Annotated in this window: 18 protein-coding genes; 4 read left to right on the forward strand and 14 right to left on the reverse strand. The window is 36.3% G+C overall.

Annotation, left to right across the window (positions count from 1 at the left end):
• Positions 1 to 55 precede the first annotated feature (55 nt).
• The 10 genes from MJG50_RS05765 to MJG50_RS05810 all read right to left on the reverse strand — a co-directional run bounded on the left by MJG50_RS05765 (position 56) and on the right by MJG50_RS05810 (position 9,181).
• The gene (locus MJG50_RS05765; protein ID WP_240253544.1) at positions 56 to 1,219 is read right to left on the reverse strand and encodes a D-alanyl-D-alanine carboxypeptidase family protein; all 1,164 of its coding nucleotides are present in this window, start codon (positions 1,217 to 1,219) and stop codon (positions 56 to 58) included.
• 115 nt (positions 1,220 to 1,334) lie between these two features.
• The gene (locus MJG50_RS05770; protein ID WP_240253545.1) at positions 1,335 to 2,636 is read right to left on the reverse strand and encodes a pyrimidine-nucleoside phosphorylase; all 1,302 of its coding nucleotides are present in this window, start codon (positions 2,634 to 2,636) and stop codon (positions 1,335 to 1,337) included.
• Between the two features lie 15 nt (positions 2,637 to 2,651).
• On the reverse strand, positions 2,652 to 3,473 hold the full coding sequence (locus MJG50_RS05775; RefSeq protein ID WP_240253548.1) for a purine-nucleoside phosphorylase: 822 nt from the start codon (positions 3,471 to 3,473) through the stop codon (positions 2,652 to 2,654).
• A complete protein-coding gene (gene deoB, locus MJG50_RS05780; protein ID WP_240253549.1) occupies positions 3,474 to 4,670 on the reverse strand; it encodes a phosphopentomutase in 1,197 nt (398 codons plus the stop codon).
• Between the two features lie 226 nt (positions 4,671 to 4,896).
• Positions 4,897 to 5,787 (reverse strand): site-specific tyrosine recombinase XerD, encoded by an 891-nt coding sequence (gene xerD / locus MJG50_RS05785; protein WP_240253550.1) that lies wholly within the window; start codon positions 5,785 to 5,787, stop codon positions 4,897 to 4,899.
• A 6-nt stretch (positions 5,788 to 5,793) separates the two neighbouring features.
• Positions 5,794 to 6,021 carry a YqzK family protein gene (locus MJG50_RS05790; protein ID WP_240253551.1) on the reverse strand — a complete coding sequence of 76 codons (228 nt, stop codon included), beginning with the start codon at positions 6,019 to 6,021 and terminating at the stop codon, positions 5,794 to 5,796.
• A gap of 101 nt (positions 6,022 to 6,122) precedes the next feature.
• Entirely contained in the window at positions 6,123 to 6,593 is a 471-nt protein-coding gene (gene fur / locus MJG50_RS05795) for a ferric iron uptake transcriptional regulator (RefSeq protein WP_240253552.1), read from the reverse strand.
• A 112-nt stretch (positions 6,594 to 6,705) separates the two neighbouring features.
• On the reverse strand, positions 6,706 to 7,356 hold the full coding sequence (gene spoIIM, locus MJG50_RS05800; protein WP_240253555.1) for a stage II sporulation protein M: 651 nt from the start codon (positions 7,354 to 7,356) through the stop codon (positions 6,706 to 6,708).
• Positions 7,357 to 7,452: 96 nt separating this feature from the next.
• A complete protein-coding gene (locus MJG50_RS05805; RefSeq protein WP_240253559.1) occupies positions 7,453 to 8,625 on the reverse strand; it encodes an endonuclease Q family protein in 1,173 nt (390 codons plus the stop codon).
• 4 nt (positions 8,626 to 8,629) lie between these two features.
• Positions 8,630 to 9,181, reverse strand: a complete 552-nt coding sequence (locus MJG50_RS05810) for an NUDIX hydrolase (RefSeq protein WP_240253561.1) — start codon at positions 9,179 to 9,181, stop codon at positions 8,630 to 8,632.
• A 118-nt stretch (positions 9,182 to 9,299) separates the two neighbouring features.
• Between MJG50_RS05810 and MJG50_RS05815 the strand changes: the two genes are divergently transcribed.
• Positions 9,300 to 10,205, forward strand: a complete 906-nt coding sequence (locus tag MJG50_RS05815) for an aldo/keto reductase (RefSeq protein WP_240253563.1) — start codon at positions 9,300 to 9,302, stop codon at positions 10,203 to 10,205.
• A 217-nt stretch (positions 10,206 to 10,422) separates the two neighbouring features.
• Here MJG50_RS05815 and MJG50_RS05820 read toward each other — a convergent pair whose 3' ends face one another.
• From MJG50_RS05820 to MJG50_RS05835, 4 genes are all read right to left on the reverse strand, one after another.
• Positions 10,423 to 10,671, reverse strand: coding sequence for a YqkE family protein (locus tag MJG50_RS05820; protein ID WP_240253565.1), 249 nt, complete (start codon positions 10,669 to 10,671; stop codon positions 10,423 to 10,425).
• A 90-nt stretch (positions 10,672 to 10,761) separates the two neighbouring features.
• Positions 10,762 to 11,418, reverse strand: a complete 657-nt coding sequence (locus MJG50_RS05825; RefSeq protein ID WP_240253566.1) for a CoA transferase subunit B — start codon at positions 11,416 to 11,418, stop codon at positions 10,762 to 10,764.
• 21 nt (positions 11,419 to 11,439) lie between these two features.
• Positions 11,440 to 12,129, reverse strand: a complete 690-nt coding sequence (locus tag MJG50_RS05830; protein ID WP_240253569.1) for a CoA transferase subunit A — start codon at positions 12,127 to 12,129, stop codon at positions 11,440 to 11,442.
• Positions 12,130 to 12,138: 9 nt separating this feature from the next.
• Positions 12,139 to 13,332 (reverse strand): acetyl-CoA C-acetyltransferase, encoded by a 1,194-nt coding sequence (locus tag MJG50_RS05835; RefSeq protein ID WP_240253570.1) that lies wholly within the window; start codon positions 13,330 to 13,332, stop codon positions 12,139 to 12,141.
• 171 nt (positions 13,333 to 13,503) lie between these two features.
• On the opposite strand from MJG50_RS05835, the gene MJG50_RS05840 reads away from it, so the two are divergent.
• From MJG50_RS05840 to MJG50_RS05845, 3 genes are all read left to right on the forward strand, one after another.
• Positions 13,504 to 14,394, forward strand: coding sequence for a hydroxymethylglutaryl-CoA lyase (locus MJG50_RS05840; RefSeq protein ID WP_240253571.1), 891 nt, complete (start codon positions 13,504 to 13,506; stop codon positions 14,392 to 14,394).
• Positions 14,395 to 14,456: 62 nt separating this feature from the next.
• Positions 14,457 to 14,582 (forward strand): hypothetical protein, encoded by a 126-nt coding sequence (locus MJG50_RS22110; protein ID WP_275695515.1) that lies wholly within the window; start codon positions 14,457 to 14,459, stop codon positions 14,580 to 14,582.
• A 189-nt stretch (positions 14,583 to 14,771) separates the two neighbouring features.
• Entirely contained in the window at positions 14,772 to 15,605 is an 834-nt protein-coding gene (locus tag MJG50_RS05845; protein ID WP_431307261.1) for an alpha/beta hydrolase, read from the forward strand.
• Positions 15,606 to 15,621 lie beyond the last annotated feature (16 nt).

Genomic DNA, 15,621 nt, shown 5'->3' on the forward strand with positions numbered 1-15,621 from the left:
AAGAATCCTTCTTAATGACAAAACTAGTGTTGATTCGGCAAAAGTATTTAATTTTCTATGATGATTTTGTAATTGAACCGACAGATCTTTTAAATAATTTCCACCAACTTGCAGCAGTTATTTCCTCACCTGCGACAAGAGGACTTTCGCTCAGAACCTTGCCATCTTTCTTAATAACTAACTTTCCAAGCTCTTCACCTTTTTTAATAGGTGCATTTACCTTTTTGTCCACAACTATTTCCTTTTGTATATGATCAATTTTCTCACCTTTTTTAGTTAATAGTGAGATAGGTTCAGATGTAACTAATTGAACTGTCTTTTTACTACCTTTACTAACCTTAACATCTGATACCTTCTGATTTCGCTCAAATAATGGATGTGTTTTAAATTGACTAAATCCGAAATCCAACATTTTTGTTATTTGCGCATTTCGATCCTTAGGTGTTGGCGCTCCATAAATTACACTAATCAAGCGCATATTATCCTTTTCAGCAGTAGCGGTTAAACAATATTTCGCTTCTGTTGTAAAGCCAGTCTTTAACCCATCTACACCAGGATAAAATTTAACAAGTCGATTTGTATTAACTAGCCAGAATTTATTTTCAGAGTTCTCCCTCAAATAATCGTCATATTTTCCGGTAAAATTCGTAATATCTTCATACTTTAGTAATTCTTTTGAAATAATTGCCATATCATACGCGGTACTATAATGGTTATTCGCCGGAAGACCTGTTGGATTTTGAAACAATGTATTTTTCAATCCTAGTTCCTTCACTTTTTTATTCATTAAATCGACAAACGCTTCTTCAGAACCAGCTATTTTTTCTGCCATTGCAACTGAAGCATCGTTTCCTGAACCAATTGCAATGCCCTTTAACATTTCCTCAACTGTCATTTCTTCACCTGGTTCCAAGAAGATTTGTGAACCACCCATTGATGCTGCATGTTCACTTGTACGAACTTTTTCATTGTAGGTAATACTCTCATTATCAAGCGCTTCCATAATCAATAGCAATGTCATCACCTTTGTCATACTGGCAGGTGGTAATTTTTCATTACTATTTTTTTCATAGAGTACTTTACCTGTGTCACGTTCAATTAATATTGCAGATTTCGCATTATTTGCTAATTCCACTGACGCTTCTTTTGCAGAAGCAAAGGGTGTGCTAACAGAAAATATCATAGTAACAAGAAGTAAACTAATTAAATAACGTTTCATCTCCAAACCCTCCATTCTTTATACTTTCCCATTTTTTCCAACAAATTAAAAATTATACAATTTCTTTAGTTTAAATTTAAAAAAGCTGAGGATATTTTTCTCCCCAGCTTTCCTTTTATATAATATTTTCGATAATTAATTTCGGTGCTTTAACTTCGCTTGAGATGATCTTCATACTACTTAGTAATCTTTTCTTTACCTCTTCGACATTTTCAAAGTTACTGTGAATCGTCACCAAACTTTCACCCTTTGCAACTTTGTCACCAATTTTTTTACGAAGTACTAATCCAACTGCTAAGTCAATTGTAGATTCTTTAGTCGCTCTTCCAGCACCTAATAGCATTGCAGCAGTACCGATTGAATCTGCCTCAATTTCGGAAATGAAACCTTCCTCCTCTGCGATTAGTTCAATTTGATATTTTGCTTGAGGAAGCCTAGATGGGTCATCAATAACACTTGCATCCCCACCTTGTGATGATAAAAATGTTTTAAAAGATTGTAATGCAGAACCGTTCGAAATTGCATCTTGTAAGAGTTTTCTTGCATCTTCTAGTGTAGTTGCTTTTTTCGCAAGTACTACCATTTGACTACCCAATGTCAAGCATAGTTCTTCTAAATCAGCTGGGCCATTACCCTTTAATGTATCAATTGCTTCTTTTACCTCAAGTGCATTGCCGATTGCAAACCCAAGTGGCTGACTCATATCCGAAATAATTGCCATTGTATTTCTTCCAACATTCTTTCCGATGTCAACCATTGTACTTGCCAAATCTTTCGCATCTTCCAAATTTTTCATAAATGCACCGGCACCCGTTTTTACGTCAAGAACAATCGCATCTGCTCCGGCAGCAATTTTCTTACTCATGATCGAGCTAGCTATTAAAGGGATACTATTAACAGTTGCTGTTACATCCCTTAGTGCATACAATTTTTTGTCAGCAGGAGTCAAATTACCACTCTGTCCAATTACCGCGACTTTATTTTGATTAACAAGCTGTATGAACTCTTTATTGCTAATTTCAACATGAAAGCCCGAGACAGATTCTAATTTATCAATTGTACCACCCGTATGCCCTAATCCACGGCCTGACATTTTTGCAACTGGTACCCCTACTGATGCGACAAGTGGCGCTAGAACAAGGGTAGTCGTATCTCCAACACCGCCTGTACTATGTTTGTCCACCTTAATTCCTTCAATTTCTGATAGGTCAATTGTATCTCCTGAGTTCACCATTGCCATTGTAAAATCAGCACGCTCTTGCTTCGTCATTCCATTAAAGTACACGGCCATTGTAAACGCACTCATCTGATAATCAGGGATATTACCCTTCGTATAACCATCGATTACAAAGCAAACTTCTTCATTTGTTAAGGCTTGACCATCTCTTTTTTTCTCTATCAAATCGACCATTCTCAACTATTCTTCACCTCTTTATTGATTTACTTTTTTTATTATTTCCTTAATGAAGTTTAAAAAGTTCTTTTTAACCTTTTCAGTCGTTTCAATCACTTCATTGTGTGTCAAAGGTTGATCCAAGATGCCTGCTGCCATATTTGAAATACATGATATTCCAAGTACCTTCATATTTGCATGACGGGCAACTATCACCTCTGGTACTGTTGACATACCAACAGCATCTCCTCCTAAGGTCCTTAACATCCTTACTTCTGCAGGAGTTTCATAGGATGGCCCTGTGTTTCCAACATATACCCCTTCTTTAATCTCAAGATTTAAGCTAGAAGCAACATCCTTTGCGATTTGACGTAATTCCTTGCAATACGCATCTGACATATCAGGAAACCTAGCTCCAAGCTTAGAATCATTTGGACCAATTAACGGATTTTGACCCATATTATTAATATGATCTGTAATAATCATTAAGTCTCCTGGTTGAAATGACTCATTCACCCCACCAGCAGCATTTGTCACAATTAAAGTAGATACTCCTAGTTCCTTCATTACCCTTACTGGAAATGTCACTTTATCTAAACTATAACCTTCATAAAAATGAAATCGTCCTTGCATGGCTACAACATTTTTTCCATGTAATGTTCCGAAAACGAGTTGACCTGCATGACCTTCTACTGTCGATACAGGAAATTCTGGTATCGCTTCATATGAAACTTTAATTGGATTTTCAATCTCATCAGCTAGAACCCCAAGACCAGATCCTAATATCAAACCAATCTTAGGAGTTTCTTTACTCTTCTCTTTTAAAAACTCGGCAGATTTCACAATCATTGAATTATCCATCTATTCTCTTCCCCCATTAATCGTAGTAAGAAAGCTTTCACCGTACTGTGGCATTTTTATGTTAAAATTCTCCGCTACCGTGGCACCGATATCAGCAAATGTTTTTCGTTGCGGTATTTCTTGGCCACCCTTCATTTGTGGGCTATATACCAGTAATGGGACATACTCTCTTGTATGATCTGTACCGTGGTGGACAGGATCATTCCCATGGTCTGCGGTTATGATTAATAAATCATCTTCTTTCATCTTCTCGAATAGTTCAGGGAGGCGTGCATCATATTCCTCCAACGCCTCACCATATCCTTTTGGATCACGACGATGACCGAATAATGCGTCAAAATCAACTAAATTTAAGAAACTTAAACCAGTAAAGTTAGATGCTGCTGTCTCGATTATTTTATCCATTCCATCCATATTGGATTTTGTACGCAATGTTTTTGTTACTCCTTCTCCGTCATAAATATCGGAGATTTTACCAATGGCAATGACATCCAAACCATTATCACTAAGTTCATTCATAACTGTACGACCAAATGGTTTTAGTGCGTAATCATGCCGATTCGCTGTACGAGTAAAATTTGCTGGCGATCCTAAAAATGGGCGAGCGATTATACGACCAACCATATATTTCTCATCAAGTGTTAATTCCCTCGCAATTTCACAGATTTTATATAATTCTTCTAAAGGAACAATTTCTTCATGTGCGGCGATTTGTAGAACAGAATCTGCTGAAGTATAGACAATTAAAGAGCCTGTTTTCATATGTTCTTCACCAAGTTCATCCAAAATTTCAGTTCCAGATGCCGGTTTATTACCGATAATCCCTCTGCCAGTCCGTTTTTCAATTTCATCTAATAATTCCTTAGGAAAACCATCAGGAAATACTTGGAATGGAGTTTCAATTTGTAGTCCCATTATTTCCCAGTGACCAGTCATTGTATCCTTACCATTTGATGCTTCTTGCATTTTTGTATAAAAAGCAAGTGGTTTCTCTGCTTTTGAGATCCCTTTTATTTCTCTAATATTACTTAAACCGAGCTTTGCCATGTTCGGCATATGTAAACCATTTTGTTTTTCAGCAATATGACCTAATGTATTTGAACCTTCATCACCAAACTTTTTAGCATCTGGCGCTTCTCCAATTCCTACTGAATCCATGACGATTAAAAAAATACGTTTGTATGAGTATTTTGACATACCCTTAACCTCCTATCGGATTATCTAGTATATTATTTTCTCCTACTGAAATGAACTTAACCAAAAATATATCGGACAACTTGTCAGAAGTCTGACAAGTTGAGTATAAAAGAGATGACCTTTTCATGCAAGTATATTTGTAATCGTTTTAAAAGATTACTTTATAATAATTTAGACACGATATTCAAAAATGCTAGACTTTCAATCGTCTAGCATTCTAGTAAACTTAAGCTCTTGGATGATATTGATTATACACATCCTTAAGACGCGCTTTTGTTACGTGAGTATATATTTGAGTTGTTGAAATATCTGCATGACCCAACATTTCTTGAACAGCTCGTAAGTCTGCCCCATTTTCTAATAGATGAGTAGCGAAAGAATGTCTCAACGTATGTGGCGTAAGTTCCTTTTGAATATTTGCTATCAATGCATTCTTCTTTAAATTTTTCCAAAATCCTTGTCTTGAAAGACGTTTTCCGTGGTGGTTTACAAAAAATGCATCTGTTTTGTTCTTTTTCACTAACTGTCCTCTTGCATGATTTATATAATTGTCCATTGCCTTTGTCGCAACACTTCCTAAAGGGACAATCCTCTCCTTGCTTCCTTTCCCTATGCAACGAATGAAACCCATTGTTAAATGTATATCAGCAATATTTAGATTAATAAGCTCACTTACGCGTAGCCCTGTTGCATATAATAATTCTAGCATTGCTTTGTCCCGAATTCCTAATGGGTTATCAGTTTTCGGTGCATCTAATAATGCTTCAACCTCTGAAATATTTAAAACCTTTGGTAAAGTCCTCTCAGATTGGGGAGAATCTATATGTACGGTAGGATCCGAATTTGTGACCTTTTCCCTCAACATAAACTGATGAAATGACCGAATTGAGGCAATATGTCTTGCTAATGTCTTCGAAGAATTCCCCTTCTCTTTTAATGTCTTTAAAAAATGAATGATATGAAGACGATTCACTTCATTAAATGATGTAAGATTCTCAACCTTTTTTAAATATAAATGGTACTGCGTCAAATCTCGCTCATAAGATATAACTGTATTTTTTGCTAATCGCCGTTCAACTACTAAGTAATGGATAAAATCGCTAATATGATCTTCCAATTCCCTCTACTCCCCATTTTGATAAAAATAGATTAATCTATTTAGTAGGCTGTCATTTTTCTCTTCAACCATCGATGTTACCTTCACTGATGAACCCTCTGGCTCATCATAGCGGTGATAATTTTGATACTCTTGATTAATCCATATAATACCATAATAAAACAAAACAGTGCAGCCAGTAAATAAAATAAACACCTTCATTGTATCGTATACAATCCGTAACCATTGTCTCATCTACTAATCCTCCAATATAACTTTCTATATTAGAAGATATGCCACATTTATTATTTTTTATACATAAAAATAAAAACCTTATCCAATGCGGAAAGGTTTTGCTAATTGCTGATTATATTTTCAGTGTCGGTTTCTTTATCATGGCAGCGATGGCAAATTCCATGGAAAGTAAGACGATGATCTTTTATTTTGAAATTCCAGTCACGCTCAACAATTTCCTCTACATCTCCAAGAAGATCTTGTTGAATCTCATCAACAGCACCACATTCAATACATACTAAGTGATGGTGGAAATGAGCAGCTCCTTCTTGTCTAAGGTCATACCTTGAAACGCCGTCCCCAAAATTAATTTTATCGACAATTTTTAATTCAGTCAGTAATTCAAGTGTTCTATAAACAGTTGCCAAGCCGATTTCTGGCGACTTTTCTTTTACGAGGAGGTATACATCTTCGGCACTTAAATGATCCTCTTCATGTTCAAGTAGTACACGAACAGTAGCCTCACGTTGAGGCGTCAGCTTATAACTTGATGAGTGCAACTGCTTTTTAATACGCTCAATTCGGTCTTCCATCTAAATTATTCCCTCCCTCGCCATTACTTCATTATTATAACAGAAGAAGGGAAAGTGTCCAAATAAAATTAATTATAAATAAGAAAAAATAACTTTTATCATTTAATAATCATTATTGTTTACTGATCGTATCGATAATTCCTTTCATTAGCGCTGGGGAAGCAAATGCCTCAAATGCCGATGCAGCTAGTAGAATGAAACTTACAGCTACCATAAGTAATGTATAACGTGTAAGTAAATGTAAAATCGGCTCATTCATTCTTTTCATAAATTGATTTCTAATCATTTTAAGTGAGAAAGCAACAGCTACAGTTCCCACGATAATAAATGTTGGAATAATTAATAGATTTTGAGGTAGAACCGATACAAATGAAAGTAAAAATCCACTCCAACCCATTTGGTTAACTAAAAATCCAACTGTGAAACCAACAACAACACCTTTTAAAAACAAAAGAATTAATATCACTGGAAGCCCAATTATTGAAATCCCTAATATCCACATTAAGCCTACATATTTAATATTATGGAAAAAACTTTGTTTAAACATATCACCTGCGTCTGCATATTTTCCTTCTGATACATCACCAAAGAAACGATTTAAGTAATATAATAGATCTTGCTTCTGATTAAAATTCAGACTATTAACGACAATTGCACCGAAGATAACTCCCATTAAAAATAAAACCGTAATAAATAAATATATGGACGAGTGCTCTCGTAAATGAGTTCCAATTACTACTTTTATGGATTGTTGCTTTTTCATCTATTTTTCCTCCTATCATTCTCTTACTAGATTCTATGTGAAACTAGTAAAAGGTATGACAGAAGAATACTATTTTTCTTATTGAAAAAACCCCTCTTATTTCGAGGAGTCTACTTTTCCATATTTTCCGCCGCCGCCTGCTTGAAGTGTTAGGGTTCCGCCTCTAGCATTCATGATTGCATCTACTATTTGGTCACTCACGACTTCTCGTAAAGCTTCTTCAGGCACCTCGTGAAGGATTGACATTTCAGTTCGGAAATGATCTCTTAATTTTCGTAATGTTTTGGGACCGAGTCCTGGGATAAATTCTAGTGGGACTTGATGTATATATGGTGGACGATTTGGACCTTTTTCTTCCGTATTTTTTAATTCTTGTAGTCGATCAAATACCCCTTTAACAATTTTCTTGTGACCACAGCTTGGACAAACCTCTTGTCTGACATCTTCAATTAAATGATAGCATTTTTCACATGTTGTCTTATGATATTTTCCAAGCAAGGGATCAAGACCATAGTTTGCAACAATTTTTCGACCCTCTTCATTTTTCAATGCTTTACGAAATTCTTCGAATGTAGGTTCCTCCATTTGGATAATTTGATATTCACGCGCAATTTTAGGTAAGGAGTGAGCATCAGAATTAGATACAAATGTGTAATTATGCAATTCTTGAATTTGATCAGCCATATCTGTATTCGAGCTCAAGCCTAGTTCAATTCCATCAATAAGCTTTTCATCAAAAACCTCTGTTAATGAATGCTTTACACCTCTTCCATATAAGCTCTTATATGGTGTAAAAACATGTGCTGGTATAAAAATCCCCGATAATTCTTTTACTTTACTTTGAAGTTCTCTCCCATCTGCATAAATGCGTTGGGAACTTAATGTTATATTCTTCATTTTGGTCGAAAGCCAATTTGAAAAGTCCTTCATTTTTTCAATTGTTGGAAGGAAGGCAAGTGTATGAATTGGGCCATGACAATTTTCATCATAGATTTCAATCTCTGAACCCAATAAGAGAGTTACATTTTTAAATCGTAATCCCCCTTCTTGATATGGAAAAACCTCACCTTTTTCAATCAGCTTTTCAAGCTCAAGAATCACTTCTGGAACGTGACAATCAATGACTCCAATCATATCCATTCCTTTTACATCTGTTGCTTCTTCCAATATATTCTCTATCGTTAATGTTTTCGCACCCGTTATTTTAACTGGTTTACCGGAATTTGTTCTTCCAATATGAATGTGCAGATCAACATAATAATTTTGCATATGGCTACTCTCCTAATGCTTGTTGTAATTGTAAATATTGTACAGCAAATGCCGTTTTTGCATCATGGATTTTCTGTTCTTTTATATATGTTATTGCCTGTTCAATCGTTAATTCAAGTACATCAACAAACTCATCCTCATCTAAGCTAGCAGGATTCTCTTTCTTTGATAATCCTTTCGCCAAGTATACATGTACGAGTTCATCCGCAAAGCCTGGTGATGTGTAGAAAGAAGTAAGTGGAGCAAGATTTTCACAAATATAACCAGTCTCTTCTTCAAGTTCTCTCCTTGCTGTGTCCTTAGGCTTCTCACCCTTTTCTAGTTTACCCGCAGGGATCTCTACGATCACTTTCTCCAATGCCTTCCTGTATTGCTGAACCATGACAATTTTGTTTTCATCTGTTATTGCTAGGATTGCAACAGCCCCAGGATGCTTAATTATTTCCCTTGTACTCGGTTTTCCATTCGGTAATTCGACCTCTTCTATATGTAAATCAATCACTTTTCCTTCGAAGATCGTTTTTTTTGATAAGGTTTTTTCGATTAAATGATCCATTATAACAGCTCCTTATTCTATTTAATCTACCCACTTTAGCTATTTTAACATATCAAGATATTTGAGGTTATCGATAGACAACGATAAAATGATATTAAAATCAAGGGGAGTGGATATAGTGAATAAAAGAAGAATTGGGACATCGAATTTGTATGTTAGTGAAATCGGACTCGGTTGCATGTCTATTGGTACTGATGAAAGACACGCTACTCACATTATTGATTCGGCACTTGATTTAGGAATTAATTACCTGGACACAGCTGATTTATATGATCAAGGGTTGAATGAAGAATTCGTAGGCAAAACCATTAAGGGAAAGCGTCAAAATATTATTTTAGCGACAAAAGTTGGGAATCGACTTGAAAAAGGGAAGGAAGGCTGGACCTGGGATCCTTCTAAAGCTCATATTAAAGAAGCTGTTAAAGAAAGCTTGATGCGTCTACAAACTGATTACATCGATTTGTATCAATTACACGGGGGAACGATGGAAGATCATATTGATGATACGATTGAAGCATTTGAAGAGTTAAAAGAAGAAGGAGTTATCCGGTATTATGGAATTTCATCGATCCGACCAAATGTCATTCGGGAATATGTAAACCGATCATCCATTATCAGTGTAATGATGCAATATAGCATTCTTGATCGACGCCCAGAAGAGCAAGTGTATTCTTTCTTAAAGGAACATAATGTAAGTGTTGTAGCAAGGGGGCCTGTTGCGAAAGGACTTCTTACAGATCGACTATCTGATAATCACAATGATTATTTAGAATACTCGGTTGATGAGCTTAAACACATTATCCCTCTTTTAAAAGAAAAAGTGGCACCGGGTCGCCCTTTAACAGAGCTTGCATTAAGATATTGCTTACACGAAGATGTCGTTGCATCTGTCGTAGTAGGTGCCAGTAAGCTTGAACAACTTCAACGTAATGTTGAAGCCGTTACATCTAAGCCTCTTACGGAGCTAGAGATTCAGGAGATCCGATCTATTACAAAAGCGTCTGTATATAAGCAGCATCGTTAATCATTAAAGGGGTCATCCCCTTTGATGATAGTGCTATTTAGATAATGACCGCAAATTTTAACTAATGGCCGTATTTCTGAAATAACGGCCGTATTTTCATAATAACGACCGTATTTTTGAATTAATGACCGTATTTTAAAAATAATAGCCGTAAAATCATAATTGAGGTCAGCCCACTCCGTTTAACTAACATATCCAATGAATTCAAACGTCTATTTTATTTGAAGTCAGACCAATTGAGATTACTTTCGCCTAATAATTCTTCAAATGATTTATTTTTTTCACGTAATCTTCGTTCTTCCCGCTGACGTTCTAGTTCTTCTTCCTGCTTTCGCTGTTCGACAGCCTTTAATTCGTCTTTTGTATTTTTTAGCTTCATTAATATATCTTCATTTAATAAATCGCCAAGACTAAGCTTGTCATCTTGTACCTTTTTTGCAGTAGGCTTTTGTTTTTTCTTAGCCATCATATTCCCTCCAGTAAGTTGGATTACTATGATTTATTATAACATATTTAAAAAAGCGAATAACCCATTTAGGGCTACTCGCTTCATATCTTAATAAGCTTCTAGTATGACGTGATCATCTACTATCAAATCAGGGTCGGTCGATGCTTTTATATCTTCGACAGTATAGCCTTTTGCGACTTCTACTAGTTTAAGTCCATTTTCTGTCACATCAACCACAGCCCTGTCCGTAATGATTCGATTGACTACACCTTTTCCGGTCAATGGCAATGTACATTCTTTCAATATTTTTGCTTCACCTTTTTTATTAACATGATCCATTATGACAATGATTTTCCTCGCACCATGAACAAGGTCCATTGCCCCCCCCATACCTTTTATCATTTTACCCGGTATCATCCAATTGGCTAAGTCACCTGTTTCCGATACTTCCATTCCACCTAGGATGGCAAGATTAATATGACCACCGCGGATCATTGCGAATGATTCAGAACTGTCAAAATAGGCTGCCCCGGGAATGGCTGTTACTGTTTCTTTTCCAGCATTAATCAAATCAGCCTCAACCTTATCCTCAGAAGGATATGGACCAATTCCTAGTAGCCCATTCTCCGATTGGAGTACAACCTGTTTATTTTCTGATATGTAGTTAGCGACAAGGGTCGGCATGCCAATTCCAAGATTAACATAATAACCACTTTCTATTTCCCGTTCAGCCCTTCTCGCAATCTTTTCACGTGTATTAGACATGGAGAGCCAACTCCTTTCCCATTATTTTGTTACAGTCAATCGTTCAATTCTCTTCTCTTGTTCTCCTACAATCAGTCCCTGAACATATATACTAGGCGTGTGGATTGTATTTGGATCAAGTTCACCAATTTCATAGAGCTGTTCAACCTCAGCGATTGTTATTTTCCCGGCGGCTGCAATCATCGGATTAAAATTGCGGGCTGTTTTGTTATAGATTAAATTCCCCATTTTATCAGCCTTTTCTGCTCTTACTAAACTAAAATCAGCTGTAAAAGCTTCCTCCAACACGTATTCCTTTCCATTAAAAGTACGCGTTTCTTTCCCTTCGGCAATTGGCGTACCTACCCCTGCTGGTGTATAAAACGCAGGTATTCCCGCACCACCAGCACGGATTTTTTCAGCTAATGTCCCCTGGGGAACGAGATCAACTTCAATTTCTCCAGAGAGAACTTGTCGTTCAAATTCTTTGTTTTCACCAACATATGAGCCAATCATTCTCTTAATCTGTTTATTTTTCATTAGTAGTCCAAGACCCCAATTATCAACACCACAGTTATTCGAGATGACTGTTAAATTATTCACTCCTGATTCCACTAATGCTAGAATTAAATTTTCAGGTATTCCACAAAGACCAAATCCACCAACCATTATCGTTGCACCGTCTTTAATATCCTTAACTGCTTCTTGAAAAGATGAATAAATTGGTTTCATTTTCACACCTCACTCTTTCATATTTTCAATAATTGTTGCGACACCTTGGCCTCCACCAATACATAAGGTTGCTAAACCATATCGTTCATTGCGACGCTTCAACTCATGAATTAAGGTAACGAGGATTCTCGCACCGCTTGCACCAATCGGATGTCCTAGTGCAATTGCTCCACCATTAACATTTAAAATATCCTGATTAAAATGTAGCTCACGATCTACCGCGATTGACTGTGCTGCAAATGCTTCATTTGCTTCAATCAGATTCATATCAGCTACACTAAGTTTCGCTTTCTCCATCGCTTTTTTAACAGCTGCTACTGGACCGATCCCCATAATACTAGGATCCACTCCTGCATTACCATTTGCTTTAATGGTTACAAGTGGTTCGATCCCAAGTTCTTCGCATTTTTTCTTACTCATAACCACAACCGCTGCAGCACCATCATTTATACCAGATGCATTACCAGCAGTTACAGAACCATCCTTTTTAAAAGCAGGACGTAGACCAGCTAATTTTTCAGCTGTTGTTCCTGCTCTAGGATATTCATCTGTATCAAAGATAATGCTTTCCTTTTTCCGTTGTGGGATTTCAACGGGTACAATCTCTTCCTTAAATTTTCCTGATTCGATTGCAGCAACTGCTCTTTGTTGACTTCTCGCTGCAAATTCATCCTGTTCTTCCCTTGTAATCTCGTATTTATCACATAAATTCTCTGCGGTTATTCCCATATGATAATCATTGAAAGCACAAGTTAAACCATCTGATGTCATCGTATCAATTAATTTCTGATCGCCCATTTTGAAACCATTTCTTGCACCCTTTAATATGTATGGTGCTTGACTCATATTTTCCATTCCACCCGCAACAATAACGTCTGCATCTCCTGCGAGGATCGCTTGTGCTGCAAGATGGATCGCCTTCAAACCAGATCCACACACTTTATTAATCGTTAATGAAGGAACTTCTTGTGGCAAACCAGCCTTCATCGCTGCCTGTCTAGTAGGGTTTTGCCCAAGGCCCGCTTGTAATACATTTCCCATAATCACTTCATCCACATGCTTTCCTTCTAACCCCGCTTTTTCTAATGCAGCTTTAATAACGACCGCTCCTAAATCCGGAGCTGATATATTTTGTAACGATCCTCCAAAACTTCCAACCGCCGTTCTGACAGCGCTTACAATCACGATTTCATTTGTAGCCATATTACCCTCTCCCTTTGTGTTTTATTTCTGGATAGTACTAATACAACAATACTATATATATTTCTAGTTTTTTTACAAAATCCCTCTTATTTTGTCACAATTTCTATAATTCTTGCTTTTCGCAAAATGATTCTACTAGAATAAAAGTAAGAATAATTAGGAGGATACTGTATGCAATTGCCAAAGCAAGTAACCATTATTGAAGTTGGGCCTAGAGACGGCCTTCAAAATGAAAAAAATATCATTTCGACTGAGGATAAAATTTCATTTATTCAAAAATTAAAGCAGTCAGGAATTCGTGAAATGGAGCTTACCTCCTTCGTTTCCCCAAAATGGGTTCCACAAATGAAGGATGCCACTGAAGTTATCCATGCATGCCTGGATGATACTCGTAATTTCGTATTGGCTCCGAATCGAAAAGGGATTGACCGGTTAAATGAAACGAATTGTAAAGCAGTTGCTGTTTTTGTGGGTGTAAGTGAATCATTTAATAAGAAAAATATTAATAAATCAACTAGAGAAAGCATGGAAGAACTCAGGCCTATTATTAAAGAATTAAAGGAAAAAGGTTATTTTGTGCGTGCCTGTATTTCGACTTCCTTTTATTGCCCTTATGAAGGTAAAATGAATGAACAATCTGTCATTGACCTTTGTTCAGAATTTGTTCATTATGGTGTAGATGAATTAAGTGTTGCAGATACGATTGGAAAGGCAAACCCTAAAGAGGTTTATTCTCTCTTTTCAAAATTAAAAGACGAGCTTCCTAACACTCTTTTAACAGGTCATTTTCACGATACACGTGGGATGGCGATTGCAAATGTGTTTGCTGCAATACAGGTAGGAATAAGTCGATTTGATACATCTGCTGGAGGACTGGGTGGTTGCCCTTTTGCTCCTGGTGCAACTGGTAATGTCGCGACAGAGGACGTTGTGTATATGCTTGAACAAATGGGAATTGAGACAGGGATTAATCTTCAAAAGCTTGTAGAGGCAATCGATATCATCCGTCCCCTTTTGTCCCGTCCATTAGAAAGTAAATTTTATAAGTTGCAAAATCTTTAGAAGTATATTCCTTCCTCAAATGTCACATCCTATCCTTGATAATAAAGGAATGGAGTGTCAAGATGTCAAAATCAAAACAACGTTCACAAAAAGGAAAGCCAAATTCAGATACAACAAATAATGTAATGGCAGCTGAAGAGATGGAGAAGGCCATTCAACCGACAAAACGTCAAAACGCAGAACAATAAGTACCGTAAACCGTACCAAAGAAAGGTACGGTTTTTCATATGCGATTTTCATCTTAAAATGGTAAAATTGTAAACGAATAACATACGGAGGAAACATACGTCATGAAAAATTTTAAAAAGCTATTTATCACGATTGGAGTTATTTTAGGCTATGTCATTACTGTTGGCACATTTTTCACGAATAAAGTAATGTATATTAAAAAGAAATCTGACGAAACCATTCTGAAACGTGAATTAACAGAAGGCAGATTTACTTTGAATGAAGTATCCGCCCTACAAAAGGAAGAAATTGAAGTCAACTCAAAATTTGGATATTTGATTAAAGGATGGTTTGTTCGAGCAACAAATGAAAATAAGAAGTTTATTATTATCTCCCATGGAGTAACGATGAATAAAATAAATTCTATCAAATATATGAAAATATTCTTAAGGTTAGGCTGGAATGTGATCATTTATGACCAACGTCGCCATGGTGAAACAGGTGGTAAAACAACAAGCTATGGACATTATGAAAAATTTGATCTGAAATCCGTCGTTGATTGGGTTAAGCAACAATTTGGTAATAACATTACTCTCGGTATACATGGAGAATCTATGGGGTCTGTCACAACCTTGCTTTACGCTGGCATGATTGAGGATGGTGCTAATTTTTACATAACTGATTGTCCTTTCTCAGACTTTGAAGCTCAGTTACGCTATCGCTTAAAGGTTGAATTCAAGCTTCCATCACTACTTGTTATGCCTTTTGCAAATTCCTTTTTAAAACTTCGGGATGGTTATACTATTAAGGATGTATCACCATTATCTGTCATAAAAAATATTAAAAACCCAGTATTATTTATTCATAGTGCAGAGGATGATTACATCTTACCTGAAATGACAAAAGAATTATACGATATGAAGGAAGGACCGAAAAAACTATTTATTGCAGAAAGAGGTAGACATGCATATTCATATGCAGAGAATAAAGATGAATATGAATATGTTATTAAAGAATTTTTAAGTCAATATGTAAAGGACTGATTGTTGAATGAATCAG

This window comes from Fredinandcohnia quinoae (genome assembly GCF_022427965.1).
GTDB lineage: Bacteria > Bacillota > Bacilli > Bacillales > Bacillaceae_L > Ferdinandcohnia > Ferdinandcohnia quinoae.

Coding starts and splice junctions, on each gene's coding strand:
- MJG50_RS05810 (WP_240253561.1), bottom strand. CDS start 9,181: ATGGATCATTTAATCGAAAAAACCTTATCAAAAAAAACGATCTTCGAA.
- MJG50_RS05835 (WP_240253570.1), bottom strand. CDS start 13,332: ATGGCTACAAATGAAATCGTGATTGTAAGCGCTGTCAGAACGGCGGTT.
- MJG50_RS05830 (WP_240253569.1), bottom strand. CDS start 12,129: ATGAAACCAATTTATTCATCTTTTCAAGAAGCAGTTAAGGATATTAAA.
- fur (WP_240253552.1), bottom strand. CDS start 6,593: ATGGAAGACCGAATTGAGCGTATTAAAAAGCAGTTGCACTCATCAAGT.
- MJG50_RS22110 (WP_275695515.1), top strand. CDS start 14,457: ATGTCAAAATCAAAACAACGTTCACAAAAAGGAAAGCCAAATTCAGAT.
- MJG50_RS05805 (WP_240253559.1), bottom strand. CDS start 8,625: ATGCAAAATTATTATGTTGATCTGCACATTCATATTGGAAGAACAAAT.
- MJG50_RS05840 (WP_240253571.1), top strand. CDS start 13,504: ATGCAATTGCCAAAGCAAGTAACCATTATTGAAGTTGGGCCTAGAGAC.
- MJG50_RS05825 (WP_240253566.1), bottom strand. CDS start 11,418: ATGTCTAATACACGTGAAAAGATTGCGAGAAGGGCTGAACGGGAAATA.
- MJG50_RS05820 (WP_240253565.1), bottom strand. CDS start 10,671: ATGGCTAAGAAAAAACAAAAGCCTACTGCAAAAAAGGTACAAGATGAC.
- MJG50_RS05765 (WP_240253544.1), bottom strand. CDS start 1,219: ATGAAACGTTATTTAATTAGTTTACTTCTTGTTACTATGATATTTTCT.
- MJG50_RS05790 (WP_240253551.1), bottom strand. CDS start 6,021: ATGAGACAATGGTTACGGATTGTATACGATACAATGAAGGTGTTTATT.
- spoIIM (WP_240253555.1), bottom strand. CDS start 7,356: ATGAAAAAGCAACAATCCATAAAAGTAGTAATTGGAACTCATTTACGA.
- deoB (WP_240253549.1), bottom strand. CDS start 4,670: ATGTCAAAATACTCATACAAACGTATTTTTTTAATCGTCATGGATTCA.
- MJG50_RS05775 (WP_240253548.1), bottom strand. CDS start 3,473: ATGGATAATTCAATGATTGTGAAATCTGCCGAGTTTTTAAAAGAGAAG.
- MJG50_RS05845 (WP_431307261.1), top strand. CDS start 14,772: ATGTATATTAAAAAGAAATCTGACGAAACCATTCTGAAACGTGAATTA.